Below are 25,102 nucleotides of genomic sequence, written 5' to 3'. Positions count from 1 at the left end.
TAGAAACCGCTCTGCGTCCAGTATGGCTCTGGATGCGCGTTGATGTCTTGAATAAAAAGCCCGGTGCGAGCACCGGGCCGGGGATGGCCAGGCAGGCCGGAAAGAAACATCAGAGCTGGTTGGCGGCGTATTGGGCCGCTACGTCTTCCAGCCCCTCGATGATGCTGTCGGAATACTTGTTGACCAGAAAGGGGACGGTGTTCTGGTTGTAGTTCAGCAGAGATTTCTCGATATAGCGAAACTTGGTGCCAATAGTGCCAAGTTCCGTCCTGATCTGTGCAGTGTTCTGGCTTTCCTGGGTGAGGTCATCCAGGCGGCTGGCGAAGGCTCGCACCAGTTCGTCAAGGGCGCGCTCCTCACCACCGCCGAAGAAACTGGCACCTACCGAGGCGCTACGTGAAGCGTAGTCCAGCGCGATGCCCTGCATCAAAAGACTCTGCTCGCGGCTGCGTTGAGCCAGTGTGGGCACGACCTGTCCGCTTTCTTCCTGGATTTTCAGGTAAAGCGCCTGGGCGATGTCCATGAGCTGCCGATTGCTTTCGGCCATGTCGGCGACTGGCTGCAAGTCGGTGAAGCCCTGCTTGCGCATCGTCTCCATCAAATTCTGCAATGCGCTGCGATAGTTCTGCCACTCGCCGCTGAGGCGCTGCTGCAGTGTCTTCGAGCCGTCACCCGGCATGACGCCCAGCGCATCCAGCTGTGTCTGCGCCTGCTGTACGGACTCGTTGATCCTCCGGGCATAGCGCTGATCGCCTTCCATGCCGTTGAACATGTAGAAATCACCCAGGCTCTTCTGTGCCGCCAGGCGCATCTGGTGGAGATGCAACAGATCGTCGGCTGGTGCCGCCAGAAGACAAGGAGCGAGTAACAACTGCAGTGCAAGGGCGAGGAGGGCGCCCAGTGGGGAGGCAAGCTTACGGCGGCTCGACATGGTGAACTCCGCATGGCCCATCGATGGGCTCGACTTGTTGTTGTATTCAGGCTCGCAAGCCAGGGCCAGGCGAGCCTGAGGCGACTGTACCCGCAGCCTCGGCGTTTGGCTAGGCGAAGGCGGGGGCGCGCCGGGTTCACGAAATCATCGCGATATCCGGGTATAGATGCTGCTTATCGAGTAGCCCTGCAAGCCGCGTACTTGCTGAGCTGGCCTGATAAAACGAAACGGCTGCGCAGGAAGGCCAATTGACAAGTTCTGGCTTTTCCCCGATGGTGTGCATACCCAAATCAAACGGGCGTATGAATTGAGCGTTTGCCTGGTCAGGCGCGCCACTACAGCCCGAATATCGCGTCGGTGGGTGTGTCGTACCGATTGGAGCTATGCTCGCGGCTATGCCGTGAGCTGGCTTGCCGGTTGGCTCCGATGTGTACTGTTCAGCTTCCATACCGTGGAGATCAGTTGATGATTTACGAAGGTAAAGCCATCACGGTTAAGGCTCTTGAGAGCGGCATCGTCGAATTGAATTTCGACCTCAAGGGTGAGTCCGTCAACAAATTCAACCGTCTTACCCTCAATGAGCTGCGCGCCTCCGTCGACGCGATCAAGGCTGACGGTTCGATCAAGGGCGTGATTGTTACCAGTGGCAAGGACGTGTTTATCGTCGGTGCGGATATCACCGAGTTCGTCGACAACTTCAAGTTGCCGGACGAAGAGCTGGTAGCTGGCAACCTCGAAGCCAACAAGATCTTCAGCGATTTCGAAGACCTCGCCGTGCCGACCGTCGTCGCCATCAACGGCATCGCCCTGGGTGGCGGTTTCGAGATGTGCCTGGCCGGTGATTACCGCGTAATGAGCGAGACCGCCAAGATCGGTCTGCCAGAAGTCAAGCTGGGTATCTACCCGGGCTTCGGCGGTACCGTGCGCCTGCCGCGCGTGATCGGCACCGACAACGCTGTCGAGTGGATCGCCTCCGGCAAGGAAAACCGTGCAGACGACGCGCTGAAAGTCGGCGCCGTCGATGCCGTGGTCGCACCCGCCAAACTCAAGGACGCTGCACTGGATCTGGTCAAGCGCGCCATCTCTGGCGAGCTGGACTACAAGGCCAAACGTCAGCCCAAGCTGGAAAAGCTCAAGCTCAACGCCATCGAGCAGATGATGTGCTTCGAGACCGCCAAGGGCTTCGTCGCTGGCCAGGCCGGCCCGAACTACCCGGCGCCGGTCGAGGCGATCAAGACCATTCAGAAAGCCGCCAACTTCGGCCGTGACAAGGCGCTGGAAGTCGAAGCTGCCGGCTTCGTCAAACTGGCCAAGACCTCGGTTGCCGAGAGCCTGATCGGTCTGTTCCTGAACGATCAGGAACTGAAGAAAAAGGCCAAGCACCACGACGAAATCGCTCGCGACGTGAAACTGGCTGCCGTCCTCGGCGCGGGCATCATGGGCGGTGGCATTGCCTACCAGTCGGCTTCCAAGGGCACCCCGATCCTGATGAAGGATATCCGTGAAGAGGGTATCCAGATGGGCTTGAACGAGGCTTCCAAGCTGCTCGGCAAGCGCGTCGAGAAGGGCCGCATGACCCCGGCGAAGATGGCCGAAGCCCTCAACGCCATCCGCCCGACCATGTCCTACGGTGATTTTGGCAACGTCGACATCGTCGTCGAAGCCGTGGTCGAGAACCCCAAGGTCAAGCAGATCGTGCTGGCCGAAGTGGAAGGCGTGGTGCGTGAAGACGCCATCCTGGCCTCCAACACCTCGACCATCTCCATCAGCCTGCTGGCACAGGCGCTCAAGCGTCCGGAAAACTTCGTCGGCATGCACTTCTTCAACCCGGTGCACATGATGCCGCTGGTGGAAGTCATCCGTGGTGAGAAGTCCAGCGAAGTGGCCGTGGCCACCACCGTGGCTTACGCCAAGAAAATGGGCAAGAACCCGATCGTGGTCAATGACTGCCCCGGCTTCCTGGTCAACCGCGTGCTGTTCCCGTACTTCGGCGGCTTCTCCAAGCTGCTGGGCTTCGGCGTCGACTTCGTGCGTATCGACAAGGTGATGGAGAAGTTCGGCTGGCCCATGGGTCCGGCTTATCTATCCGACGTGGTCGGCATCGACACCGGCCACCATGGTCGTGATGTGATGGCCGAAGGCTTCCCGGATCGCATGGCTGTCGAAGGCAAGACCGCCGTCGACGTGATGTACGAAGCCAATCGCCTGGGCCAGAAGAATGGCAAAGGCTTCTACGCTTACGAAACCGACAAGCGCGGCAAGCCGAAGAAGGTCTCCGACCCGGCGGCTTACGAGCTGCTCAAGTCCATCGTGGTCGAAGAGCGTGAAGTCACCGACGAGGACATCATCAACTTCATGATGATCCCGCTGTGCATGGAAACCGTTCGTTGCCTGGAAGATGGCATCGTCGACACCGCAGCCGAGGCCGACATGGGCCTGATCTACGGTATCGGCTTCCCTCCCTTCCGTGGCGGTGCGCTGCGCTACATCGACTCCATCGGTGTGGCTGAATTCGTCGCCCTGGCCGACAAGTATGCCGAGCTGGGCGCCCTGTACCACCCGACCGCAAAACTTCGCGAGATGGCCGCCAAGGGCCAGAAGTTCTTCGGTTAATCGTGCAGCGAACAGAGCGAGAATAGAAATATGAGCCTGAATCCTAGAGATGCAGTGATCGTCGACTTCGGTCGTACCCCGATGGGTCGTTCCAAGGGCGGCATGCACCGTAACACCCGCGCCGAGACCATGTCCGCGCACCTGATTAGCAAGCTGCTGGAGCGTAACGCCAAGGTCGATCCGGCCGAAGTCGAGGACGTGATCTGGGGCTGCGTCAACCAGACCCTGGAACAGGGCTGGAACATCGCGCGCATGGCGTCGCTGATGACCCAGATCCCGCACACCAGCGCCGGCCAGACCGTCAGCCGCCTGTGTGGTTCGTCCATGAGCGCCCTGCACACCGCCGTGCAGGCGATCCAGACCGGTAACGGCGACGTGTTCGTTGTCGGCGGTGTGGAGCACATGGGCCACGTCGGCATGATGCACGGCGTCGACCCGAACCCGCACCTGTCGCTGTACGCCGCCAAGGCTTCCGGCATGATGGGCCTGACCGCTGAAATGCTGGGCAAGATGCATGGCATCAGCCGTGAGCAGCAGGACGCCTTCGGTGAGCGTTCGCACCGTCTGGCACACAAGGCCACCGTCGAAGGCAAGTTCAAGGATGAAATCATCCCGATGCAAGGCTACGACGAGAACGGTTTCCTGAAGATGTACGACTTCGACGAAACCATTCGTCCGGAAACCACCCTGGAAAGCCTGGCTGCACTGAAGCCTGCCTTCAACCCGAAAGGCGGCACCGTGACTGCGGGTACGTCCTCGCAGATCACCGACGGCGCCTCCTGCATGATCGTCATGAGCGCCCAGCGTGCTCAGGATCTGGGCATCCAGCCGATGGCCGTGGTTCGCGCCATGGCCGTTGCCGGTGTCGATCCGGCGATCATGGGTTACGGTCCGGTGCCGTCGACCCAGAAGGCGCTCAAGCGTGCCGGTCTGAGCATGGCTGACATCGATTTCGTCGAGCTCAACGAAGCCTTCGCGGCCCAGGCTCTGCCGGTGCTGAAGGATCTGAAGCTGCTCGACAAGATGGAAGAGAAGGTCAACCTGCACGGCGGCGCGATCGCCCTGGGTCACCCCTTCGGTTGTTCCGGTGCCCGTATCTCCGGTACCCTGCTCAACGTCATGAAGCAGAACGGCGGCACTTTCGGTGTCTCCACCATGTGCGTGGGCCTTGGCCAAGGCATCACCACCGTGTTCGAACGCGTCTAAGCGTCCGAGCCAAACAAGACCGGGGCCCAGTGCCCCGGTTTTGCTTTCTGGCCTTGTTCATTCGGGTGCTGCCACGGCGCCCGGCAAGCCGAGCCGTCATGGCCGGGCTTTTCATGCGGGGAAACGTCATGCAGCTACAACCAGGGCTCTATCGTCACTACAAAGGGCCGCAGTATCGCGTCTTCGGCGTGGCGCAGCATTCCGAGACCGAGGAACCGTTGGTCATCTATCAGGCACTGTATGGGGAGTTCGGGCTCTGGGTCAGGCCGCTGGCAATGTTTTGCGAGCAGGTCGAGGTGGACGGCCAGACGCTTCCGCGCTTTGCTTTGATTCAGGCCGAAGTCAGCCCTATTGGTGGTGCAGAGGTCTGAGGCGCATTTCCCCGCGCTTGACCTTCACTCGGTCGCCACTATATATAGCGGGGCCTTAAGGTTACCCGCCTTCTATATTTCGCAATTCAGGAATTTTCTGATCCATGGGCAAATCGCTGGTCATCGTGGAATCCCCGGCCAAGGCCAAGACCATCAACAAGTACCTGGGCAGCCAGTACGTGGTGAAGTCGAGCATCGGCCACATCCGTGACCTGCCTACCAGCGGCTCGGCAAGCGCCACCAAGGAGCCTGCCAAGCGTGGCAAGGCCGCCGCGGAGGCGCCTGCACTGTCGCCCAAGGAAAAGGCCAAGCGTCAGCTGTTCGCCCGCATGGGCGTCGATCCCGAGCACGGCTGGAAGGCCAAGTACGAGATCCTGCCTGGCAAGGAAAAGGTGATCGAGGAACTGCGCCGCTTGGCCAAGGATGCCGACACCATCTATCTCGCAACCGACTTGGATCGCGAGGGGGAGGCCATCGCCTGGCACCTGCGCGAATCCATCGGTGGTGACGACAGCCGCTACAAGCGCGTGGTGTTCAACGAGATCACCAAGAAGGCGATTCAGGATGCCTTCTCCAAACCTGGCGAGCTGGATATCAATCGCGTCAACGCCCAGCAGGCGCGTCGCTTCCTCGACCGCGTGGTGGGCTACATGGTCTCGCCGCTGCTGTGGGCCAAGATTGCCCGTGGTCTGTCTGCCGGTCGCGTGCAGTCGGTAGCGGTGAAGCTGGTGGTGGCGCGCGAGAAAGAAATCCGTGCCTTCGTTCCGGAAGAATACTGGGAAGTGCACGCCGATCTCGGTACCGCGAAGAATGCCAAGGTGCGCTTCGAGGTGGTGCGCGAAGACGGCTCGGCGTTCAAGCCGGTCAACGAAGCGCAGGCCATGGCGGCGCTGGAGAAGCTCAAGGCTTCCAGCTACAGCGTGGTCAAGCGCGAAGACCGTCCGACCAGCAGCAAGCCCTCGGCTCCGTTCATCACCTCGACCCTGCAGCAGGCCGCGAGCAACCGCCTGGGCTTCGGGGTGAAGAAGACCATGATGATGGCCCAGCGTCTCTACGAGGCCGGCTACATCACCTATATGCGTACCGACTCGACCAACCTGTCCAACGACGCGGTGGAGATGGTGCGTGGTTTCATCGGCAGCGAGTACGGCGACAAGTACCTGCCGGGTAAGCCCAACCTGTATTCGAGCAAGGAAGGCGCGCAGGAGGCGCACGAAGCGATTCGTCCGTCCGACGTCAACCTGCGCCCGACCCAGCTGTCCGGCATGGAGCGTGATGCCGAGCGCCTGTATGACCTGATCTGGCGCCAGTTCGTCGCTTGCCAGATGCCGCCGGCCGAGTACCTGTCCACAAGCGTCACCGTGGCTGCTGGCAACTTCGAGCTGCGCGCCAAGGGCCGCATCCTCAAGTTCGACGGTTATACCCGCGTACTGCCGCAGCAGAGCAAGCCCGGCGAGGACGATGTCCTGCCGGAAATGAAGGAAGGCGAGGGCCTCAAGCTGATCCAGCTCGATCCCAGTCAGCACTTCACCAAGCCGCCGGCACGCTACTCCGAAGCCAGCCTGGTCAAGGAGCTGGAAAAACGCGGCATTGGCCGCCCGTCGACCTATGCGGCGATCATCTCCACCATTCAGGATCGCGGCTACGTCACGGTACACAACCGTCGCTTCTACGCCGAGAAGATGGGCGATATCGTCACCGAGCGCCTCGACGAGAGCTTCGCCAATCTGATGGATTATGGTTTCACGGCTGGCATGGAAGAGCGTCTGGACGACGTGGCGCAAGGCGAGCGCGAGTGGAAGCATCTGCTCGACGAGTTCTACGGCGACTTCAAGAAGAAGCTCGAAGCGGCCGAAGCAGGCGAGGGCGGCATGCGTGCCAACCAGCCGACCCTGACCGATATTCCCTGCCGCGACTGCGGCCGGCCGATGATGATTCGTACCGCCTCCACCGGCGTGTTCCTGGGTTGCTCCGGCTATGCGCTACCGCCTAAGGAGCGCTGCAAGGCCACCATCAACCTGGTGCCGGGCGACGAGATCGCCGCGGACGACGAGGGCGAGTCCGAGTCCCGCGTGCTGCTGGGCAAGCATCGTTGCCCGATCTGCTCCACGGCCATGGATGCCTACCTGCTGGATGAAACCCGCAAGCTGCACATCTGCGGCAACAACCCGGATTGCACGGGCTACGAGATCGAGCAGGGCCAATACCGCATCAAGGGCTACGAAGGGCCGAGCCTGGAGTGCGACAAGTGCGGCAGCGAGATGCAGCTCAAGACCGGTCGTTTCGGCAAGTTCTTCGGCTGCACCAATGCCAGTTGCAAGAACACCCGCAAGCTGTTGAAGAATGGTGAAGCTGCGCCTCCCAAGATGGACAAGGTGGAGATGCCTGAGCTCAAGTGCGAGAAGGTCGATGACACTTACGTACTGCGCGACGGCGCGTCGGGTCTGTTCCTCGCCGCCAGCGGTTTCCCGAAGAACCGTGAGACGCGCGCTCCGCTGGTGCTGGAAATCGTTCCGCACAAGCACGAGATCGATCCCAAGTACCACTTCCTCTGCGATGCCCCGCAGAAGGATCCGGATGGGCGCCCGGCCGTGATTCGCTATAGCCGCAAGACCAAGGAGCAGTACGTGCAATCCGAAGTGGATGGCAAGCCGACCGGCTGGCGTGCGTTCTTCGATGGCGGCAAGTGGAAGGTCGAGGACAAGCGCTGAACCTCTGCCGCTTCTGATCGCATACGCGCGCCGACAGGCGTCGGCGCGCGTATGATGGCTCCATCTGCAATGGAGATCGCCGTAATGGCCAAAGAACTCTATACCCGCACCAACCAGAAGATATTCTTCGCCGGGATCGCGCTGGACAACTGGCGCAAGGCAGAAGCCTCTGGCGCCTTCAACGTGCAGGCGCTGGTACAGGCCGAGCGTGAGGCGGCGTTGTTCCATCTTTACGGCAGTGTGCTGAGCCTGTGCCATGAGATCGCTGGCTACTACCGCATGGCCGACACCACGTCGACGCGTGTCGATGCTTTTCTCGATCAGGCCGTGCTTGAGCGTTCTCCGAGCCCTGAACTGGCCGAGCTGGTGGAGCTGGCGCAGCAATCGGAGACCTGGCTAGCGCAGTTGCTGGCGGCCTACGCCGAGTTGTTCAAGCCGCCTCAGGAGGCGCGCAAGGCGAAGGTCGACCCTGCCATGCCACTGATCACGGCGGTGAGTCTGGATCAGGTGCGTCCCGAGCTGACACTGGACGAGCTGGATGACTACCGGCAGCAGCTCAAGGCATTGGTATTGCGCTTTCGTGAAGGCCTCAGCGAGTGCTGATCGCATTAATCTGGACAAGTGGGCTGGGGCTGTCCCCAGCCGACTGTTACAATGTCGCGTTTTCGCAAAGAGACTGAGCCATGCCTACATCCTTTCTGGAAATCGTCGAACTGCCCGATGGGCGTATCGCCCTGCGTCGTGCAGAGGATGAAGAGGCATTGGTGACGCTGGATTTCTCCGCTGATGCCAAGGCATTCCTGCAAGGCCAGCACGTCGAAGTGGCCAAGGCCATGCTCAACGTGGGTGTGCAGATGGCGGGGCGTATGGCTGAAGGCGACTTCAGCAGCGAGGACGAAGAGTCACCGCGCGTCTTGCACTGAAGATTAGCCGCAGGTCACACGCTGCAGGCTGCAAGTAATAGCGAAAGCCCCTCTACTATGAGGGGCTTTCGCGTTTTCTGAGTATGCTTTGAGGGCGCGGCCGCTCTGCAGGAGCGCATTCACTCGCGATATGTAGAGGTTTCGCTTTGTCCGCGAAATGGGCGGAGGGTGCTCGTCCATTTCGCGGCTGAAGCCGCTCCAGCAGGTGGGGACTTCGCTGGTTAGCCCAGGCTGATGTTGAGGCTCTGCGCTTGGCCGGTTCGCGCTGCCTTGGCCAGGCGTTGGCGAGTACTGCGTTCGACCGGGTGTAGCCAACTGATCACGGTGTGGCTGCGACCCAGTCTGAGGGCTTCTTCGGCCAGTTCCAGCGCACTTTGCTCCTGGCGTGGCTGCAGCAGCAGGATGCGTTCGCGGTTGAGGCCGGCATCACGCAGCCAGGTCTGGGTCAGGCTGGCCGGTGGTGCTACTAGTGTCAGCCAGCGAGCATCCTGATTCTGACTCAGTTCACGCAATATGGGCGCCAGCAGGTGCAGACAATGCCCGGCAGCGCCGCGCAGTGCCAATTCACTGAAATCCTGATCATCTTCCAGACCTGGCAGGGGCTCGACAGGCAGTCCGTCGGCAGGCGCATTGGCCAGAAATGCGTCGAACAGGGGAAGTTGAGGGCGCTCGAACGACTGCTGCAACTGCATGGGAGCCTCCAGGGAATTATCGGCGGATCACGCCGACACTCAGACCTTCGATGATCAATTCCTGATGTTCCAGATCGACCTCGATCGGGGAAAACTCAGGGTTCTCGGCAATCAGCCAGACCTTGTTGCCCTCGCGCTTGAAGCGCTTGACCGTAACTTCGTCGTCGATACGCGCGACCACGATCTGGCCGTTGCGGGCTTCGCGTGTGGTGTGCACGGCAAGCAGATCGCCGTCGAAGATGCCGATGTCCTTCATGCTCATGCCGCGTACGCGCAACAGGTAGTCGGCTTTGGGCTGAAAGAAGGCGGGGTTGATCTGGCAGGATTCCTCGACATGCTGCTGGGCGAGGATCGGCGCACCGGCAGCGACACGGCCGATTACCGGCAAACCATCGTCGTCGTTGGCGGCGCCTGGTTCGAAGCCGGGGATGCGAATGCCGCGCGAGGCACCTGGCGTCATCTCGATGGCGCCTTTACGTGCCAACGCCTTGAGGTGTTCCTCTGCCGCGTTGGGTGATTTGAAGCCCAGCTCCTGAGCGATTTCCGCGCGGGTAGGTGGGTAGCCATTGTCTTCCAGGCAGCGCTTGATGAATGCGAGGATTTCGGCTTGGCGGGGGGTCAGTTTCAGCATGGCTGGGCTCTGTCTTTTTATACAGTGACTGGGATTATATACAGTGAGACCTGCTTGGCAACGATCAATTTCATCCTGGGCGCAGTTGCGCTGTAACTTGCCGTCCTCAACGCTCGTCTTTGCCTGTTGTATGCTGTGACCGACCAGACGAAACCTGGCCGGCGCGGCTTGACAATGCAGTGGGCTGAAACGTATGTTTCAAACGAGTGTTTGTCAGGTGATATTTCATGGCTCAGTCAGAAACCGTTGAACGCATTCTCGATGCAGCAGAACAGCTGTTCGCGGAAAAGGGCTTTGCCGAAACCTCGCTGCGGCTCATCACCAGCAAGGCCGGGGTCAATCTCGCGGCCGTCAACTATCACTTCGGTTCCAAGAAGGCGCTGATTCAGGCGGTCTTCTCGCGTTTCCTCGGGCCATTCTGCGCCAGCCTGGAAAAGGAACTCGACCGCCGCCAGGCCAAGGCCGAAACCCAGGCCACACTCGAGGAACTGCTTGAGTTGCTGGTCGAGCAGGCGCTGGCCGTCAAGCCGCGCAGCGGTAATGACCTGTCGATCTTCATGCGTCTGCTGGGCCTGGCCTTCAGTCAGAGTCAGGGGCACCTGCGTAAGTACCTCGAAGAGGTGTACGGCAAGGTGTTCCGCCGCTACATGCTGCTGGTGCACGATGCCGCGCCGCGTATCCCGCCGCTGGAGCTGTTCTGGCGGGTGCACTTCATGTTGGGGGCGGCGGCGTTCAGCATGTCCGGTATCAAGGCGCTGCGTGCGATGGCGGAAACGGATTTCGGCGTGCACACCTCCATCGAACAGGTGATGCGCATGATGGTGCCGTTCCTCGCTGCCGGTATGCGTGCCGATTCCGGTGTCGCCGATCCCTTGCTGGCAACTGCCCAGCTCAAACCGCGCAACAAGACCGCGAGCGTACCGGCCAAGGCATGACAGCGGTGGGCTCGACCCGAGTCATCCGCTAAGCTAGCCGCATGCTGGATCTCGATCTGCTGCACATCTCCATTGCTGACCAGATGCTCTACGGCCTGCAGGCCGGGCGTCTGCGTGTGCGCTGTGCCGTTTCAACGGCGCTCAACGGCGCGGGTGAGGACAATGGCAGTGGTTGCACGCCGCGCGGCCTGCATCAGGTGCGTGCGCGTATCGGTGCGGGCTTGCCCTTAGCGGCGGTACTGCGCGGGCGGCGCTGGACGGGCGAAGTCTGGACGCCCGATTTGCATCAACAATTCCCCGGGCGGGATTGGATCCTGACTCGCATCCTCTGGCTCAGCGGTCTGGAACCTGGGCGCAATCGTCTCGGTTTGGTCGACACCTTTCGTCGCTACATTTACCTGCACGGCACACCGGATACGGAACCCATGGGCACGGCGCTGTCCCATGGCTGCATTCGCCTGCGCAATACCGACATGCTGGCCCTGTTCGAGCGTGTACCGCTGCATTGCCGGGTGCTGATCGACGAGGCGCCCTGCCCGCAATGGTCGGCAGGCCCAGATTTTCAATAAGGAATATCCCCATGCAAGGTTCTTTGATGATGGACATCGGCGGCACCTGGTTGACCGCCGAGGATCGCCAGATGCTGCGCCAGCCCGAGGTGGGCGGCCTGATCATCTTCGCGCGTAATATCGAGTCGCCACGCCAGGTGCGTGAGCTGTGCCAGAGCATCCGTGCCGTGCGCCCGGATCTGTTGCTGGCGGTGGATCAGGAAGGTGGTCGTGTCCAGCGCCTGCGTCAGGGCTTCGTGCGCTTGCCGGCGATGCGTGCCATCGCCGATAACGACGATGCCGAGTCGTTGGCCGAGCATTGTGGTTGGCTGATGGCCACCGAAGTGCTGGCGGTCGGGCTGGATCTGAGCTTCGCGCCGGTGCTCGACCTCGATCATCAGCGCAGTGCGGTGGTCGGCAGTCGGGCCTTCGAAGGCGATCCGCAGCGCGCCGCCCATCTGGCCGGGGCCTTCATTCGGGGGATGCATCAGGCCGGCATGGCGGCTACCGGCAAGCACTTTCCGGGGCATGGTTGGGCCGAGGCCGATTCTCACGTGGCCATTCCTGTGGACGAACGCAGCCTCGACGAGCTGCGCGCCTGCGACCTGCAGCCGTTCCGCCTGCTTGGTGGCGCGCTGGATGCGGTGATGCCGGCTCATGTGATCTATCCGCAGGTCGATGAGCAGCCGGCAGGGTTCTCGCGCCGCTGGCTGCAGGAGATCCTGCGCGGTGAGCTGGGCTTCGATGGGGTGATCTTCAGTGATGATCTTTCGATGGCAGGGGCCCATGTGGCCGGTGATGCCGGTCAGCGTATCGAGGCGGCGCTGCGTGCTGGCTGCGATATGGGGCTGGTGTGCAATGACCGTGCTGCGGCAGAGGTGGCCCTGGTCGCTCTGCAGCGCCTGCAGGTGAAAGCATCGCCGCGCCTGGCGCGGATGCGCGGTCATGGGTATGCGTCTACCGATTACCGAGCGTCGCCGCGTTGGTCGCAGGCTATGGCGGCGCTGCGCGCTGCGCAGTTGCTGGATTAGAAGCCATGACTGTCTACGCGATCATCGGCGGCACCGGGCTGACGCAGCTCGACGGGCTGCGCATCGACGCCGAGATTGTCATGGAGACGCCTTACGGGGCACCCTCTGCGCCGGTTCTGCGAGGCGATTATGCTGGGCGTACGGTGCTGTTTCTGGCGCGCCACGGTCATCCGCATCGTATCCCGCCGCATCAGGTCAACTACCGCGCCAATCTCTGGGCGCTCAAGCAGGCCGGCGCCGAGGCCATTCTCGCGGTCAACGCGGTCGGTGGCATTCCCCAGGCGATGCCGGCCGGGCATTTCTGCGTGCCGCAGCAGATCATCGATTACACCTATGGCCGTGCCCAAACCTTCTTCGAAGGCGAGTTGCAGCAGGTCACTCATATCGATTTCAGCGAACCTTACGATGCCAGGCTGCGTGCGGCACTGATCGCGGCTTTACGCAGCGAAGGGGCCGCATTCAGTGATCACGGCATCTATGGCTGCACGCAGGGGCCGCGGCTGGAGACGGCTGCCGAGATTCTGCGCCTGGAGCGTGATGGTTGCGATCTGGTGGGCATGACCGGCATGCCGGAAGCGGCCCTGGCGCGAGAGTTGGAGCTGCCTTACGCCTGTCTGGCATTGGTAGTGAACCCTGCTGCGGGCAAGTCGAGTGCGCCGATCACCATGGAAGCCATCGAGCAGGTTCTGGCGCAGGGCATGAGCACGATCAGGTCGGTGCTGACGCGGGTGTTGCTTGGTTGAGCAAATGAAAAGGGCCGCTGAGCGGCCCTTTTCATGCGTCGGATGATGCGCTCAGAGCGGGCTGATGCGAATCAGCGCGCCCAGGCTGCCGTGATCGAGGTAGGTCAGGCTGCCGTCCTTCAGGCGCTGAGCGACCTTCATGTGTTCGCTGGTCTGCAGCAGACCATCGGCGCTGAAGTGGTTGATCCACAGTTCCAGATCCAGATCGGTGAAACGATCCTGAACGAAGTTGAGCGTACCTTCGACCGGGTAGTGGCCGAATTGCCCATTGCCGCTGCTCACGGCGACGCGGCTGGGCGCGTTGCTCATGGTCTGGCTCCAGGCCTTGTGCAGCAATACCTGATAGCCATTGTTCGGGTTGAGCTTGGCGGCTTCGTCATTCAGTGCGGTGGCGCGCTCGTTGCCGCTGATGGGCAGTGCGGTGGCGGCCCAGTCGTCCGGGGCGATCTTGGGCGCGATCACCGCTTCACCTGGTTGGCGGAACACCAGCAGTTCCACCTGGTACAGGCGTTCGGCGAAGGCGCTCGGGGCGAGCAGGCAGAGCAGCAGGGCAATCAGGTGCAGTGGGCGCATTGAGGAGTCCTTCTAGTGAGTGGGCGCAAGGCGCTCGAACAGGGCTTCCAGGGTGTTGAAACGCTCTTCCGCACGCTCCATCGGTACCTGGATCTTGAAGACAGTGGCGCCTTCGAATTTGTAGCGTTTCGGTTGGGCCTGGATCAGCTTGATCAGCGTGAGTGGGTCGACGCAGGTTTCCGCGGCGAACTCGATACGGCCGCCTTGCGGGCCGGCGTCGACCTTGGTGATGCCGAGCTTTTCTGCTTGCAGCTTGAGCAGGGTCAGGCGCATCAGGTGCTTGGTCGGCTCCGGCAGCAGGCCGAAGCGGTCGATCATCTCCACCTGCAGCTCTTTCAGGCCATCCTCGTCGATGGCCGAGGCGATGCGCTTGTAGAGGATCAGGCGGGCATGCACGTCGGGCAGGTAGTCCTCGGGAATCAGCGCCGGTACGCGCAGGTTGATCTCCGGGCCGCCGCCCAGCGGTTGGTCGAGGTTGGGCTGCTCGCCTTTCTGAATGGCCTTGACCGCGCGCTCGAGCATTTCCATGTACAGGGTGAAGCCGACGGCCTGGATCTGCCCGCTCTGGCCATCGCCGAGCAGCTCGCCGGCGCCACGGATTTCCAAGTCGTGAGTGGCGAGGATGAAGCCGGCGCCGAGATCCTGCGCGCCGGCAATCGCCTCCAGACGCTTCTGGGCGTCTTCGGTCATGCTCTTGCGTGGCGGCGTGAGCAGGTAGGCGTAGGCCTGGTGGTGGCTGCGACCGACGCGGCCGCGCAACTGGTGCAACTGGGCCAGGCCGAACTTGTCGGCGCGCTCGATGATGATGGTGTTGGCGCTGGGCACGTCGATGCCGGTCTCGATGATGGTCGAGGCCACCAGCACGTTGAAGCGCTTGTGGTAGAAGTCGCTCATTACCTGTTCGAGATCGCGCTCGCGCATCTGCCCGTGGCCCACGCCGATACGTGCTTCCGGCACCAGCTCGGCCAGATCGGCGGCGCATTTCTCGATGGTTTTCACGTCGTTGTGCAGGTAGTACACCTGGCCGCCGCGCAGCAGTTCGCGCAGCAGCGCTTCCTTGATGGTCGGCTTGTTCTCCTCCATGACGAAGGTGCGCACCGACAGGCGCCGCGCGGGCGGCGTGGCGATGATCGACAGGTCGCGCATGCCGGCCACGGCCATGTTCAGGGTGCGCGGGATCGGCGTGGCGGTCAGGGTGAGGATATCCACCTCGCTGCGCAGCGCCTTGAGCTGTTCCTTCTGGCGCACGCCGAAGCGGTGTTCTTCGTCGATGATCACCAGGCCCAGGTTGTGGAACTTTACATCGTCCTGCAGCAGCTTGTGCGTGCCGATGACGATGTCCACCTTGCCTTCGGCCAACTGCTGCACGGCGCCTTCGACTTCCTTGGCGCTCTTGAAGCGGCTCATCACCTCGACCTTCACCGGCCAGTCGGCAAAGCGGTCGCGGAAGCTGTTGTAGTGCTGCTGGGCGAGCAGGGTGGTGGGCACCAGCACCGCCACTTGCTTGCCGCTGTGCACGGCGATGAAGGCGGCGCGCATGGCCACCTCGGTCTTGCCGAAGCCGACGTCGCCGCAGACCAGGCGATCCATCGGCTTGCCGGCGAGCATGTCGCTGCGTACGGCGTCGATGGCGGTCTGTTGATCCGGGGTTTCCTCGAAGGGGAAGCCGGCGCTGAAGGTGGCGTAGTCGACGGCCGGGTCCAGGAAGGCGAAGCCTTCGCGAGCAGCGCGGCGGGCGTAGATGTCGAGCAGTTCGGCGGCGACGTCGCGCACCTGCTCGGCGGCTTTGCGCTTGGCCTTCTGCCAGACTTCCGAGCCGAGGCGATGCAGCGGCGCCAGGGCATCGTCGCTGCCGCTGTAGCGGGCGATCAGGTGCAGGCTGGCTACCGGCACGTAGAGCTTGGCCTCTTCGGCGTACTGCAGGGCGAGGAATTCGGCGGCCTGGCCGTCGAATTCCATGGTTACCAGGCCCAGATAACGACCGACGCCGTGATCGATATGCACCACCGGCGCGCCTTCGCGCAGCTCGGTGAGGTTCTTGATCACGTTGTCGCCGCCTTCACGGCCTTTCTCGCGGCGACGACGCTGCATCACGCGCTGGCCGAACAGCGGATTTTCCGGGATCAGTGCAAGCTCGTCGAGCAGCAGGCCTTCGTCGAGTGGCGCGATGCAGATGTTCAGGCGCTCTTGGCTTTCGGCAAACGCCGGCCAGCCGTCGACTTCCTTAGGCTTAAGCTTGAGGCGGGCGAGCAGTTCCAACAGCACCTCGCGGCGCCCGGCCGACTCGGCGCAGAACAGCACGCGGCCCTGATATTCCTCGATGAAGCGGCGCAGCGCCGCCAGTGGCTCGCCGGCCTTGGCCTGGATCGCCAGATCCGGCAGGGCGCGGGCGTCGAAACGGGTCTGGCCGACGCCTGGCTCGATATCGTCCTGGTTGACCACCACGCGCGGCCAGCTCTTAAGGCGGGCGAAACAATCCTCGACCGGAAGAAAGATATCGGCAGGCGGCAGCAGGGGGCGCTCGGGGTCGACGCGGCGGTCTTCATAACGGTTGCGCGCATCCAGCCAGAACTGCTCGGCGGCCTTTTCGATGCCGGGCAGGGAAAATACCTGGGTGTCGCCCGGCAGGTAATCGAACAGGGTGCCGGTTTCCTCGAAGAACAGCGGCAGGTAGTACTCGATGCCGGCCGGGGTGATACCCGAGGACAAGTCCTGATAGATCGGGCAGCGGCGGAAATCCACGTCGAAGCGCTCGCGAAAGCGCCCACGGAAATCGGTGACGGCCTTCTTCTCCAGGGGGAACTCGCGTGCCGGCAGCAGACGGATCGACTCCACCTTGTCCACCGAGCGCTGGGTTTCCGGGTCGAAGGTGCGCAAGGTTTCGATCTCGTCATCGAACAGGTCGATGCGGTAGGGCGTGTCGCTGCCCATCGGGAACAGGTCGATCAGCGCGCCGCGCACGGCGAACTCGCCATGCTCGTAGACGGTATCCACGCAGCGGTAGCCGGCCGCCTCCAGGCGTGCGCGCATCTGTTCCACATCCAGCTTCTGGCCGACATCCAGCACCAGGCCACTACCGAGCAGAAAGCGCTTCGGCGCCAGGCGGTGTAGGGCGGTGGTGATGGGAACTACCAGAATGCCGTTGGCCAGCTCCGGCAGGCGATAGAGCGTGGCGATACGCAGGGAAATGATGTCCTGGTGCGGCGAAAAGACGTCGTAGGGCAGGGTTTCCCAATCGGGGAAGTGCAGCACTGGCAGGTTGGGCGCGAAGAAGGCCAGTTCCTCCTGCAGGCGCTCGGCGCTCTGGCTGCCCTCGGTCAGCACCAGGGTGAAGCGCCTGGCGTCTCTGGCGGCTTCGGCGATGGCCAGCGAGATCGCCGCACCAGGCAGGTTGCCCCATTGTTGCTTGCCGGCGCTGGATGGCAGGGAAGGGAGTCTGAGTACGGACGCGGTCGTTGCGGACACAGGCGGCTCACGATCATGACGAAAGGCCTGGAATTGTAGCGGGGCTTGGTGGTCAATGTCAGTCGCGACAGGCGCGCATTGCTCATGCTCGCGCGCACCGTCATAATGTAGCCCCTTTTTTCAGCCCCTACATGTGGAAGGTACTGCCCGTGACTCAGAAGCCCGACCAGTGTCTCGGTGAATGGATCGATCGTGAAGCCCTCGCGGAAGCAATGATTCCGCTGATTGGTCAGCTCTACCGCAACAACAATGTGGTGACCTCGATCTATGGCCGTGGCCTGATCAATCGTTCGGTCATCGACATTCTCAAGGCCCATCGCTTCGCGCGTCACCGCCTGGCCGACGAGGCCGAGCTGTCCGTGCACGACACCTTCCCGATGCTCAAGACCATGAGCGAACTGAAGCTCGGTGCGGCGTCCGTCGACCTGGGCAAGCTGGTCGCCAAGTTCAAGGCCGAAGGTGCTGGCCGCAGCGTCGAGCAGTTCGTCAAGGACGAGCTGGCCGATGTGGTTGGCAAGCAGAATGGTTCGGCGCGTGAAGGTACCGACGTGGTGCTCTACGGTTTCGGCCGTATCGGTCGCCTGCTGGCGCGCATCCTGATCGAGAAGACTGGTGGCGGCGACGGCCTGCGTCTGCGTGCCGTTGTTGTGCGCAAGGGCGCCGACAACGACCTGGTCAAGCGCGCCAGCCTGCTGCGTCGTGACTCGGTGCATGGCAAGTTCGATGGCACCATCACCATCGACGAAGAGCACAACACCATCACCGCCAATGGCAACCTGATCCAGGTGATCTACTCCAACGACCCGGCGTCGATCGACTACACCCAGTACGGCATCAAGAACGCCCTGCTGGTCGACAACACCGGCAAATGGCGTGACGCCGAAGGCCTGGGCCAGCACCTCAAGTGCCCTGGTGTGGATCGCGTCGTGCTGACCGCTCCGGGCAAGGGCGCGTTGAAGAACATCGTGCATGGCATCAACCATGGCGAGATCAGCCCGGAAGACAAGATCATCTCCGCAGCTTCCTGCACCACCAACGCCATCGTGCCGGTGCTCAAGGCGGTCAACGACAAGTACGGCATCGTCAATGGTCACGTCGAGACCGTTCACTCGTACACCAACGACCAGAACCTGATCGACAACTTCCATAAGGGCAGTCGTCGTGGTCGTAGCGCCGCGCTGAACATGGTCATCACCGAGACCGGTGCTGCCACCGCGGCCGCCAAGGCGCTGCCGGTGCTCAAGGGCAAGCTGACCGGCAACGCCATTCGCGTGCCGACGCCGAACGTGTCCATGGCCATCCTCAACCTGAACCTGGAGAAGGCCACCAGCCGCGAAGAAATCAACGAGTACCTGCGCCAGATGGCCATGCACTCGGATCTGCAGAAGCAGATCGACTTCGTCAGCTCGCAGGAAGTGGTGTCCACCGACTTCGTCGGCTCGCGCCACGCCGGTGTGGTCGACGCCGAGGCCACCATCGCCAACGATAACCGTGTAGTTCTGTACGTCTGGTACGACAACGAATTCGGTTACAGCTGCCAGGTGGTTCGCGTGATGGAAGGCATGGCCGGGGTCAACCCGCCTGCCTTTCCCCGCTGATCAGCGGCCAGTATGAAAAACGGGAGCTCAGGCTCCCGTTTTCTTTTCTGGCGGTTCATGGCGGGGCGCAAGTCTGTTGCTGACTGTTACCGAAGCGCCAAAAAAACAAGTGCTTGGGTGGTCAGTGCAGGGGGGCATCTCTATAATTGAGCGGTTTTTTACCCAGGTTATGCACCTACATTCATGCTCGCAATGCGCAGGCGTGGGTGGCCCTATTGGGTTTTCGAGTGCAACCCCTGTCCTATAAGAAGCTTTCTAAATCAGTGGTTAGGCAGACCTATGATCAAACTAAAGCATGGGCTTGATTTGCCCATAACAGGTGCGCCGACACAGCGTATCGAGGCCGGCAGGCCCGTACGCAGCGTCGCCGTCATCGGCTTCGACTATCACGGGATGAAGCCGACGATGGAAGTGGAAGTGGGCGATCGAGTGAAACTCGGTCAACTGCTGTTCACCGACAAGAAAACACCTGGCGTGCGTTATACCGCTCCGGCTGCCGGCGTGATCAGCGCCATCCATCGCGGCGAGAAGCGTGTGTTGCAGTCCGTGGTCATCGACATCGATGGCGACGAGCAGGAGACCTTCGCCCAGTACGCGGCTGACCAGCTCGAGTCGCTGAGCGATGCCCAGGTTCGCGAGAGCCTGCAGCAGTCCGGTCTCTGGACTGCCCTGCGCACCCGTCCGTTCAGCAAGGTGCCGGCCATCGACGCCGTACCCAGTTCGATCTTCGTTACCGCCATCGATACCCATCCGCTCGCTGCTGATCCTGCGGTGATCATCGCTGAACATGCCACTGATTTCGAAAACGGTCTGAAAGTCCTCGGGCAACTGGCCAAGGTCTTCCTGTGCAAGGCCGAAGGCGTCAGCCTGCCAGGCGAGAAAGTCGCCAAGGTACAGAGCGAAGCCTTCGCCGGCCCGCATCCGGCCGGCCTGCCGGGCACCCACATTCATTTCCTCGATCCGGTCAGCGCCAGCAAGAGCGTTTGGCAGATCGGTTATCAGGACGTGATCGCCGTGGGCAAGCTGTTCACCACCGGTCAACTGTTCGTCGAGCGCGTCGTCGCGCTGGGTGGCCCCGTTGCCGAGCAGCCGCGCCTGTTGCGCACCCGCCTGGGCGCCAGCCTGGAGGAACTCACCGCCGGTGAGCTGCAGCCAGGCGTCAATCGCGTCATTTCCGGTTCGGTCTTCGGTGGCCGTACGGCGCGTGGTGCGTTTGCTTTCCTCGGGCGTTACCACAATCAGGTGTCCTGCCTGAGCGAAGGCAACGACCGCGAAATGATGCATTACCTGCGTGCCGGGGTTAACAAGCACTCGGTACTCAACATCTTCGTGTCCAAGCTGGCCAGCGGCAAGCTGTTCAACTTCACCACCACCACCAACGGCAGCCCGCGTGCCATGGTGCCGGTGGGTAACTACGAAGCAGTGATGCCACTGGACATCCTGCCGACTCAACTCTTGCGCTACCTGATCGTCGGTGACACCGAGATGGCTCAGAAACTGGGCTGCCTGGAACTCGACGAAGAAGACCTGGCGCTGTGCACCTACGTCTGTGCCGGCAAATATGAATATGGCCCGATCCTGCGGGATAACCTCACCCGCATCGAGAAGGAGGGTTAACTCATGGGTATCCGTGCATTCCTCGATAAAATCGAGCACAACTTCGAGAAGGGCGGCAAGTACGAGAAGTGGTACGCCTTGTACGAGGCGATCGACACCTTCTTCTATCGCCCCGGTAGCGTGACCAAGACCACGGCTCACGTGCGCGACGGCATCGACCTCAAGCGCATGATGATCACCGTGTGGCTGTGCACCTTCCCGGCCATGTTCTTCGGCATGTGGAACACCGGCTACCAGGCCAACCTGATCTTCGCCAACAGCCCTGATCTGCTGGCGGCGCAAGAAGGCTGGCGCTTCGCCCTGATCGGCTCGCTGGCCGGCTTCGATCCGAACAGCCTGTGGGACAACTTCATCCAGGGCGCGGCCTACTTCCTGCCTGTCTACGCGGTGACCTTCATCGTCGGCGGCTTCTGGGAAGTGCTGTTCGCCTCGATCCGTCGTCACGAAGTCAACGAAGGCTTCTTCGTCACCTCCGTGCTGTTCGCCCTGATCCTGCCGCCGAGCATTCCGCTGTGGCAGGTGGCTCTGGGTATCAGCTTCGGCGTGGTGATCGGCAAGGAAGTGTTCGGCGGTACCGGCAAGAACTTCCTCAACCCGGCGCTGACCGGCCGTGCCTTCCTGTTCTTCGCCTATCCGGCGCAGATGTCGGGTGATGCGGTGTGGACGGCTGTCGATGGTTTTGCCGGCGCGACTTCGCTGAGCCTGGCGGCATCCGGCGGCGTCGAGAACGTGATCAACCATGGCGTGACCTGGATGGATGCCTTCATCGGCACCATTCACGGCTCCATGGGTGAAACCAGCACCCTGGCCATCGCCATCGGCGGTCTGATCCTGCTGATGACTCGCATCGCTTCCTGGCGCATCGTCGCCGGCGTGATGCTGGGCATGATCGGCCTGTCCCTGCTGTTCAACACCATTGGTTCGAACACTAACCCGATGTTCGCCATGCCCTGGTACTGGCATCTGGTGGTGGGCGGCTTCGCCTTCGGCATGTTCTTCATGGCCACCGATCCGGTATCGGCTTCCATGACCAACACCGGTAAATGGATATTCGGTGCCCTGATCGGTGTGATGGTCGTGCTGATCCGTGTGGTCAACCCGGCCTTCCCCGAGGGCATGATGCTGGCGATTCTGCTCGCCAACCTGTTCGCACCGCTGATCGACCACTTCGTCGTTCAGGCCAATATCAAGCGGAGGCTGGCACGTAATGTCTAGTCAAAAAGAATCCACCGTCCGCACCCTCACGGTAGCCCTGCTGGTCTGCCTGGTGTGCTCGGTGTTCGTGGCCGGCGCGGCCATCGCCCTGAAGCCGACCCAGGTGGAAAACCGCCTGCTGGACAAGCAGCGCAGCATCCTGGCCATCGCTGGCCTGGGTGAGCCGGGCATGTCCTCGGCCAAGGTGAAAGAAATTTTCGACAGCACCATCACCGCCAAGCTGGTGGATCTGCGCACCGGTAAATTCTCCGATGCGTTCGACCCGCTGACCTTCGATCCGCTCAAGGCGGCGAAGGATCCGAAGCTCTCCACCGTTCTCAAGGGCAGTGAAGACGTGGCGGGTATCAAGCGTCAGGAGCATTACAGCACCGTTTACATGGTGGAGAAGGACGGTCAGGTGCAAACCCTGATTCTGCCGGTGCGCGGCTACGGCCTGTGGTCGACCCTGTACGGCTTCATCGCGGTCAAGGGCGACCTCAATACCGTGGTCGGCATGGGCTTCTACCAGCACGGCGAGACGCCGGGCCTCGGTGGTGAAGTCGACAATCCGAAATGGAAGGGCCAATGGCCAGGCAAGACGCTGTTCGACGAGAACGGCAAACTGGCGGTGAAAGTGGTCAAAGGCGGTGTCGATCCGCAAAGTCCGCAAGCTGCGCATCAGGTCGATGCTCTGGCTGGCGCGACCCTGACCAGCAACGGTGTCAGTCACCTGCTGCAGTTCTGGCTTGGCCAGAACGGCTTCGGTCCGTTTATCGCTAACCTGCGTGCAGGGGAGGCCTGATCATGTCGCAGCCGACTATCAAAGAAGTCCTGCTCAACCCGGTATTCAACAACAACCCGATTGGCCTGCAGATCCTCGGGATCTGCTCGGCCCTGGCGGTGACGTCGAACCTGAAGACCGCGCTGGTGATGTCCGTTGCCCTGACTCTGGTAACGGCCTTCTCCAACCTGTTCATCTCGATGATTCGCAGCCAGATCCCCAGCTCCATCCGCATGATCGTGCAGATGGTGATCATCGCGTCTCTGGTGATCGTGGTGGATCAGGTGCTCAAGGCCTACGCCTTCAGCCTGTCCAAGCAGCTGTCGGTGTTCGTCGGTCTGATCATCACCAACTGCATCGTGATGGGTCGTGCCGAAGCGTTTGCCATGCAGAACCCGCCGGTACTGTCGTTCTTCGACGGCATCGGTAACGGCCTCGGCTACAGCGCCATGCTGGTCGCCCTTGGCGTGATCCGCGAGCTGTTCGGCGCGGGCAAGCTGATGGGTTATGAGGTGTTCTCGGTGGTCAACGACGGCGGCTGGTACCAGCCCAATGGCATGCTGCTGCTGCCACCGTCCGCGTTCTTCCTGATCGGTCTGTTCATCTGGGCACTGCGTAGCTGGAAGAAGGATCAGGTCGAGAAACCGAGCTACAAGATGGCGCCTCAGGTGTCCAACAAGGAGGCCTACTAATGGAGCACTATCTAAGCCTGCTGGCCAAGGCGGTGTTCGTCGAGAACATGGCCCTGGCCTTCTTCCTCGGCATGTGCACCTTCATCGCCATCTCCAAGAAGGTAGAGACTGCGATCGGTCTGGGTATCGCCGTGGTCGTGGTTCAGGTCATCACCGTTCCGGCCAACAACCTGATCTACACCTATCTGCTCAAGGACGGCGCGCTGGCTTGGGCCGGTCTGCCGAACGTGGATCTGAGCTTCCTCGGTCTGCTCAGCTACATCGGCGTGATCGCCGCCATCGTGCAGATCCTCGAGATGCTGCTGGATAAGTACGTCCCGGCGCTCTACAACGCCCTGGGTGTGTTCCTGCCGCTGATCACCGTGAACTGCGCCATCATGGGTGGCACCCTGTTCATGGTCGAGCGTGACTACAACCTGGCGGAAAGTACCGTGTACGGCTTCGGCTCGGGTCTGTCCTGGGCACTGGCCATCGCTGCGCTGGCGGGCATCCGCGAGAAGCTCAAGTACAGCGACGTGCCGGCCGGCCTGCAGGGTCTGGGCATCACCTTCATCACCATCGGTCTGATGTCGCTGGGCTTCATGTCCTTCTCCGGCGTGCAGCTGTAAGGAAAGGATGAACAGATGAATTACGAAATCTTCCTCGCCATCGGCATGTTCACCGCCATCGTCCTGGCGCTGGTGGTGATGATTCTCGCCGCCCGCGCCAAGCTGGTTTCCAGCGGTGACGTGAGCATCGAGATCAACGGCGAAAAAACCATCGTGGTACCGGCCGGCGGCAAGCTGTTGCAAACTCTGGCCGCCAATAACGTCTTCCTGTCCTCGGCCTGCGGTGGCGGCGGTACCTGCGCCCAGTGCAAGTGCATCGTGGAAAGTGGCGGCGGCGAGATGCTCTCCACCGAAGAGTCGCACTTCACCAAGCGCGAAGCCCGTGAAGGCTGGCGTCTGTCCTGCCAGACCGCTGTCAAGCAGGACATGAAGATCGAAGTCCCCGAAGAAGTCTTCGGCGTGAAGAAGTGGGAATGCACGGTCGAGTCCAACCCGAACGTGGCCACCTTCATCAAGGAACTGACGCTGAAACTACCGGAAGGCGAGAACGTCAACTTCCGCGCCGGTGGCTACGTGCAGCTCGAATGCCCGCCGCACACCGTGCACTACAAGGACTTCGACATTCAGCCCGAATACCGGGGTGACTGGGACAAGTTCAACCAGTGGAAGTACGTGTCGACGGTGGATGAAACCACTATCCGTGCCTACTCCATGGCCAACTACCCGGAAGAGCGCGGCCTGGTGAAGTTCAACATCCGTATCGCTTCGCCGCCCCCGGGCAAGGATCACCTGCCGCCGGGCAAGATGTCGTCCTGGGTGTTCAGCCTCAAGCCGGGCGACAAGGTCACCGTGTACGGGCCGTTCGGTGAGTTCTTCGCCAAGGACACCGATGCCGAGATGGTCTTCATCGGCGGTGGTGCCGGCATGGCGCCGATGCGTTCGCACATCTTCGACCAGCTCAAGCGCCTGAAATCCACGCGCAAGATCAGCTTCTGGTACGGTGCCCGTTCGCTGCGCGAGGCGTTCTACGTCGAGGAATACGATCAGCTGCAGGCCGAGAACCCGAACTTCCAGTGGCATCTGGCGCTGTCCGATCCGCAGCCGGAAGACAACTGGACCGGCCTCAAAGGCTTCATCCACAATGTGCTGTACGAGAACTACCTCAAGAGCCACAAGGCGCCTGAGGATTGCGAGTTCTACATGTGCGGCCCGCCCATGATGAACGCCGCGGTGATCAAGATGCTGACCGATCTGGGCGTCGAGCCGGAGAACATTCTCCTCGACGACTTCGGCGGTTAA

Annotated in this window: 22 protein-coding genes; 17 read left to right on the top strand and 5 right to left on the bottom strand. The window is 61.7% G+C overall.

The genetic code is table 11. The annotated features are described in order from the left end of the window. Positions 1 to 109: 109 nt before the first annotated feature. Positions 110 to 931 (bottom strand): hypothetical protein, encoded by an 822-nt coding sequence (locus tag VC352_RS17155; protein ID WP_322980736.1) that lies wholly within the window; start codon positions 929 to 931, stop codon positions 110 to 112. A 465-nt stretch (positions 932 to 1,396) separates the two neighbouring features. On the opposite strand from VC352_RS17155, the gene fadB reads away from it, so the two are divergent. The 6 genes from fadB to VC352_RS17125 all read left to right on the top strand — a co-directional run bounded on the left by fadB (position 1,397) and on the right by VC352_RS17125 (position 8,755). Continuing rightward, positions 1,397 to 3,544, top strand: a complete 2,148-nt coding sequence (gene fadB, locus VC352_RS17150) for a fatty acid oxidation complex subunit alpha FadB (RefSeq protein ID WP_322980735.1) — start codon at positions 1,397 to 1,399, stop codon at positions 3,542 to 3,544. 30 nt (positions 3,545 to 3,574) lie between these two features. Further along, positions 3,575 to 4,750, top strand: a complete 1,176-nt coding sequence (gene fadA, locus VC352_RS17145; protein ID WP_322980734.1) for an acetyl-CoA C-acyltransferase FadA — start codon at positions 3,575 to 3,577, stop codon at positions 4,748 to 4,750. A 128-nt stretch (positions 4,751 to 4,878) separates the two neighbouring features. After that, a complete protein-coding gene (locus VC352_RS17140) occupies positions 4,879 to 5,121 on the top strand; it encodes a DUF1653 domain-containing protein (protein WP_322980842.1) in 243 nt (80 codons plus the stop codon). Between the two features lie 104 nt (positions 5,122 to 5,225). Beyond that, complete coding sequence (gene topA, locus VC352_RS17135) at positions 5,226 to 7,832, top strand: type I DNA topoisomerase (RefSeq protein WP_322980733.1); 2,607 nt, start codon at positions 5,226 to 5,228, stop codon at positions 7,830 to 7,832. Between the two features lie 84 nt (positions 7,833 to 7,916). Then, positions 7,917 to 8,435 carry a DUF6586 family protein gene (locus VC352_RS17130; protein ID WP_322980732.1) on the top strand — a complete coding sequence of 173 codons (519 nt, stop codon included), beginning with the start codon at positions 7,917 to 7,919 and terminating at the stop codon, positions 8,433 to 8,435. An 80-nt stretch (positions 8,436 to 8,515) separates the two neighbouring features. Next, positions 8,516 to 8,755, top strand: a complete 240-nt coding sequence (locus tag VC352_RS17125; RefSeq protein WP_322980731.1) for a hypothetical protein — start codon at positions 8,516 to 8,518, stop codon at positions 8,753 to 8,755. A 221-nt stretch (positions 8,756 to 8,976) separates the two neighbouring features. Here the strand turns inward: VC352_RS17125 and sulA are convergent, their stop codons facing one another. Both sulA and lexA read right to left on the bottom strand, forming a co-directional pair. Next, positions 8,977 to 9,447 carry an SOS-induced cell division inhibitor SulA gene (gene sulA / locus VC352_RS17120; RefSeq protein WP_322980730.1) on the bottom strand — a complete coding sequence of 157 codons (471 nt, stop codon included), beginning with the start codon at positions 9,445 to 9,447 and terminating at the stop codon, positions 8,977 to 8,979. A 16-nt stretch (positions 9,448 to 9,463) separates the two neighbouring features. Further along, positions 9,464 to 10,078 (bottom strand): transcriptional repressor LexA, encoded by a 615-nt coding sequence (lexA, locus tag VC352_RS17115; RefSeq protein ID WP_159972554.1) that lies wholly within the window; start codon positions 10,076 to 10,078, stop codon positions 9,464 to 9,466. 227 nt (positions 10,079 to 10,305) lie between these two features. Here lexA and VC352_RS17110 point away from each other — a divergent pair, with 227 nt between their 5' ends. The 4 genes from VC352_RS17110 to VC352_RS17095 are packed head-to-tail and all read left to right on the top strand — an operon-like array spanning position 10,306 to position 13,335. Next, the gene (locus tag VC352_RS17110; protein WP_322980729.1) at positions 10,306 to 11,013 is read left to right on the top strand and encodes a TetR/AcrR family transcriptional regulator; all 708 of its coding nucleotides are present in this window, start codon (positions 10,306 to 10,308) and stop codon (positions 11,011 to 11,013) included. 41 nt (positions 11,014 to 11,054) lie between these two features. Then, the gene (locus VC352_RS17105) at positions 11,055 to 11,582 is read left to right on the top strand and encodes a L,D-transpeptidase (protein ID WP_322980728.1); all 528 of its coding nucleotides are present in this window, start codon (positions 11,055 to 11,057) and stop codon (positions 11,580 to 11,582) included. Positions 11,583 to 11,593: 11 nt separating this feature from the next. Further along, positions 11,594 to 12,592 carry a beta-N-acetylhexosaminidase gene (gene nagZ / locus VC352_RS17100; protein ID WP_322980727.1) on the top strand — a complete coding sequence of 333 codons (999 nt, stop codon included), beginning with the start codon at positions 11,594 to 11,596 and terminating at the stop codon, positions 12,590 to 12,592. A gap of 5 nt (positions 12,593 to 12,597) precedes the next feature. Continuing rightward, a complete protein-coding gene (locus VC352_RS17095; protein ID WP_322980726.1) occupies positions 12,598 to 13,335 on the top strand; it encodes an S-methyl-5'-thioinosine phosphorylase in 738 nt (245 codons plus the stop codon). Between the two features lie 51 nt (positions 13,336 to 13,386). Here VC352_RS17095 and VC352_RS17090 read toward each other — a convergent pair whose 3' ends face one another. Continuing rightward, entirely contained in the window at positions 13,387 to 13,908 is a 522-nt protein-coding gene (locus tag VC352_RS17090; RefSeq protein ID WP_322980725.1) for a CsiV family protein, read from the bottom strand. 12 nt (positions 13,909 to 13,920) lie between these two features. Next, positions 13,921 to 17,373 carry a transcription-repair coupling factor gene (mfd, locus tag VC352_RS17085; RefSeq protein WP_322980724.1) on the bottom strand — a complete coding sequence of 1,151 codons (3,453 nt, stop codon included), beginning with the start codon at positions 17,371 to 17,373 and terminating at the stop codon, positions 13,921 to 13,923. A 131-nt stretch (positions 17,374 to 17,504) separates the two neighbouring features. Between mfd and VC352_RS17080 the strand changes: the two genes are divergently transcribed. The 7 genes from VC352_RS17080 (at position 17,505) to nqrF (ending at position 25,102) form a co-directional block, all read left to right on the top strand. Further along, positions 17,505 to 18,971 (top strand): glyceraldehyde-3-phosphate dehydrogenase, encoded by a 1,467-nt coding sequence (locus VC352_RS17080; RefSeq protein WP_322980723.1) that lies wholly within the window; start codon positions 17,505 to 17,507, stop codon positions 18,969 to 18,971. A gap of 279 nt (positions 18,972 to 19,250) precedes the next feature. Then, positions 19,251 to 20,588, top strand: a complete 1,338-nt coding sequence (locus VC352_RS17075; RefSeq protein WP_322980722.1) for a Na(+)-translocating NADH-quinone reductase subunit A — start codon at positions 19,251 to 19,253, stop codon at positions 20,586 to 20,588. 3 nt (positions 20,589 to 20,591) lie between these two features. Then, entirely contained in the window at positions 20,592 to 21,803 is a 1,212-nt protein-coding gene (locus VC352_RS17070) for an NADH:ubiquinone reductase (Na(+)-transporting) subunit B (RefSeq protein WP_322980721.1), read from the top strand. Then, on the top strand, positions 21,796 to 22,584 hold the full coding sequence (locus tag VC352_RS17065) for a Na(+)-translocating NADH-quinone reductase subunit C (RefSeq protein WP_322980720.1): 789 nt from the start codon (positions 21,796 to 21,798) through the stop codon (positions 22,582 to 22,584). The genes VC352_RS17070 and VC352_RS17065 overlap by 8 nt, the downstream gene beginning before the upstream one ends. Then, positions 22,581 to 23,255: an NADH:ubiquinone reductase (Na(+)-transporting) subunit D gene (locus tag VC352_RS17060; protein WP_322980841.1), complete on the top strand. Its 675-nt coding sequence runs from the start codon at positions 22,581 to 22,583 to the stop codon at positions 23,253 to 23,255. The genes VC352_RS17065 and VC352_RS17060 overlap by 4 nt, the downstream gene beginning before the upstream one ends. Then, positions 23,255 to 23,863, top strand: coding sequence for an NADH:ubiquinone reductase (Na(+)-transporting) subunit E (gene nqrE, locus VC352_RS17055; protein WP_159972566.1), 609 nt, complete (start codon positions 23,255 to 23,257; stop codon positions 23,861 to 23,863). The genes VC352_RS17060 and nqrE overlap by 1 nt, the downstream gene beginning before the upstream one ends. Positions 23,864 to 23,878: 15 nt before the next feature. After that, the gene (gene nqrF, locus VC352_RS17050; RefSeq protein WP_322980719.1) at positions 23,879 to 25,102 is read left to right on the top strand and encodes an NADH:ubiquinone reductase (Na(+)-transporting) subunit F; all 1,224 of its coding nucleotides are present in this window, start codon (positions 23,879 to 23,881) and stop codon (positions 25,100 to 25,102) included.

Origin of the sequence: Pseudomonas sp. C11 (genome assembly GCF_034683865.1) — a bacterium.
Taxonomy (GTDB): Bacteria; Pseudomonadota; Gammaproteobacteria; order Pseudomonadales; family Pseudomonadaceae; genus Aquipseudomonas.
Note: the sequence above shows the minus strand (reverse complement) of the source record. Positions and strands in the feature narration are given on the sequence as shown.

What these genes read in the sequence shown, in the direction of transcription:
- VC352_RS17095 (WP_322980726.1), top strand. Translation starts at nt 12,598, where the DNA reads ATGACTGTCTACGCGATCATCGGCGGCACCGGGCTGACGCAGCTCGAC.
- VC352_RS17065 (WP_322980720.1), top strand. Translation starts at nt 21,796, where the DNA reads ATGTCTAGTCAAAAAGAATCCACCGTCCGCACCCTCACGGTAGCCCTG.
- VC352_RS17155 (WP_322980736.1), bottom strand. Translation starts at nt 931, where the DNA reads ATGTCGAGCCGCCGTAAGCTTGCCTCCCCACTGGGCGCCCTCCTCGCC.
- VC352_RS17070 (WP_322980721.1), top strand. Translation starts at nt 20,592, where the DNA reads ATGGGTATCCGTGCATTCCTCGATAAAATCGAGCACAACTTCGAGAAG.
- lexA (WP_159972554.1), bottom strand. Translation starts at nt 10,078, where the DNA reads ATGCTGAAACTGACCCCCCGCCAAGCCGAAATCCTCGCATTCATCAAG.
- nqrE (WP_159972566.1), top strand. Translation starts at nt 23,255, where the DNA reads ATGGAGCACTATCTAAGCCTGCTGGCCAAGGCGGTGTTCGTCGAGAAC.
- fadA (WP_322980734.1), top strand. Translation starts at nt 3,575, where the DNA reads ATGAGCCTGAATCCTAGAGATGCAGTGATCGTCGACTTCGGTCGTACC.
- topA (WP_322980733.1), top strand. Translation starts at nt 5,226, where the DNA reads ATGGGCAAATCGCTGGTCATCGTGGAATCCCCGGCCAAGGCCAAGACC.
- VC352_RS17125 (WP_322980731.1), top strand. Translation starts at nt 8,516, where the DNA reads ATGCCTACATCCTTTCTGGAAATCGTCGAACTGCCCGATGGGCGTATC.
- sulA (WP_322980730.1), bottom strand. Translation starts at nt 9,447, where the DNA reads ATGCAGTTGCAGCAGTCGTTCGAGCGCCCTCAACTTCCCCTGTTCGAC.
- VC352_RS17075 (WP_322980722.1), top strand. Translation starts at nt 19,251, where the DNA reads ATGATCAAACTAAAGCATGGGCTTGATTTGCCCATAACAGGTGCGCCG.
- nagZ (WP_322980727.1), top strand. Translation starts at nt 11,594, where the DNA reads ATGCAAGGTTCTTTGATGATGGACATCGGCGGCACCTGGTTGACCGCC.
- VC352_RS17105 (WP_322980728.1), top strand. Translation starts at nt 11,055, where the DNA reads ATGCTGGATCTCGATCTGCTGCACATCTCCATTGCTGACCAGATGCTC.
- VC352_RS17140 (WP_322980842.1), top strand. Translation starts at nt 4,879, where the DNA reads ATGCAGCTACAACCAGGGCTCTATCGTCACTACAAAGGGCCGCAGTAT.
- fadB (WP_322980735.1), top strand. Translation starts at nt 1,397, where the DNA reads ATGATTTACGAAGGTAAAGCCATCACGGTTAAGGCTCTTGAGAGCGGC.
- nqrF (WP_322980719.1), top strand. Translation starts at nt 23,879, where the DNA reads ATGAATTACGAAATCTTCCTCGCCATCGGCATGTTCACCGCCATCGTC.
- VC352_RS17090 (WP_322980725.1), bottom strand. Translation starts at nt 13,908, where the DNA reads ATGCGCCCACTGCACCTGATTGCCCTGCTGCTCTGCCTGCTCGCCCCG.
- VC352_RS17080 (WP_322980723.1), top strand. Translation starts at nt 17,505, where the DNA reads ATGTGGAAGGTACTGCCCGTGACTCAGAAGCCCGACCAGTGTCTCGGT.
- VC352_RS17130 (WP_322980732.1), top strand. Translation starts at nt 7,917, where the DNA reads ATGGCCAAAGAACTCTATACCCGCACCAACCAGAAGATATTCTTCGCC.
- VC352_RS17110 (WP_322980729.1), top strand. Translation starts at nt 10,306, where the DNA reads ATGGCTCAGTCAGAAACCGTTGAACGCATTCTCGATGCAGCAGAACAG.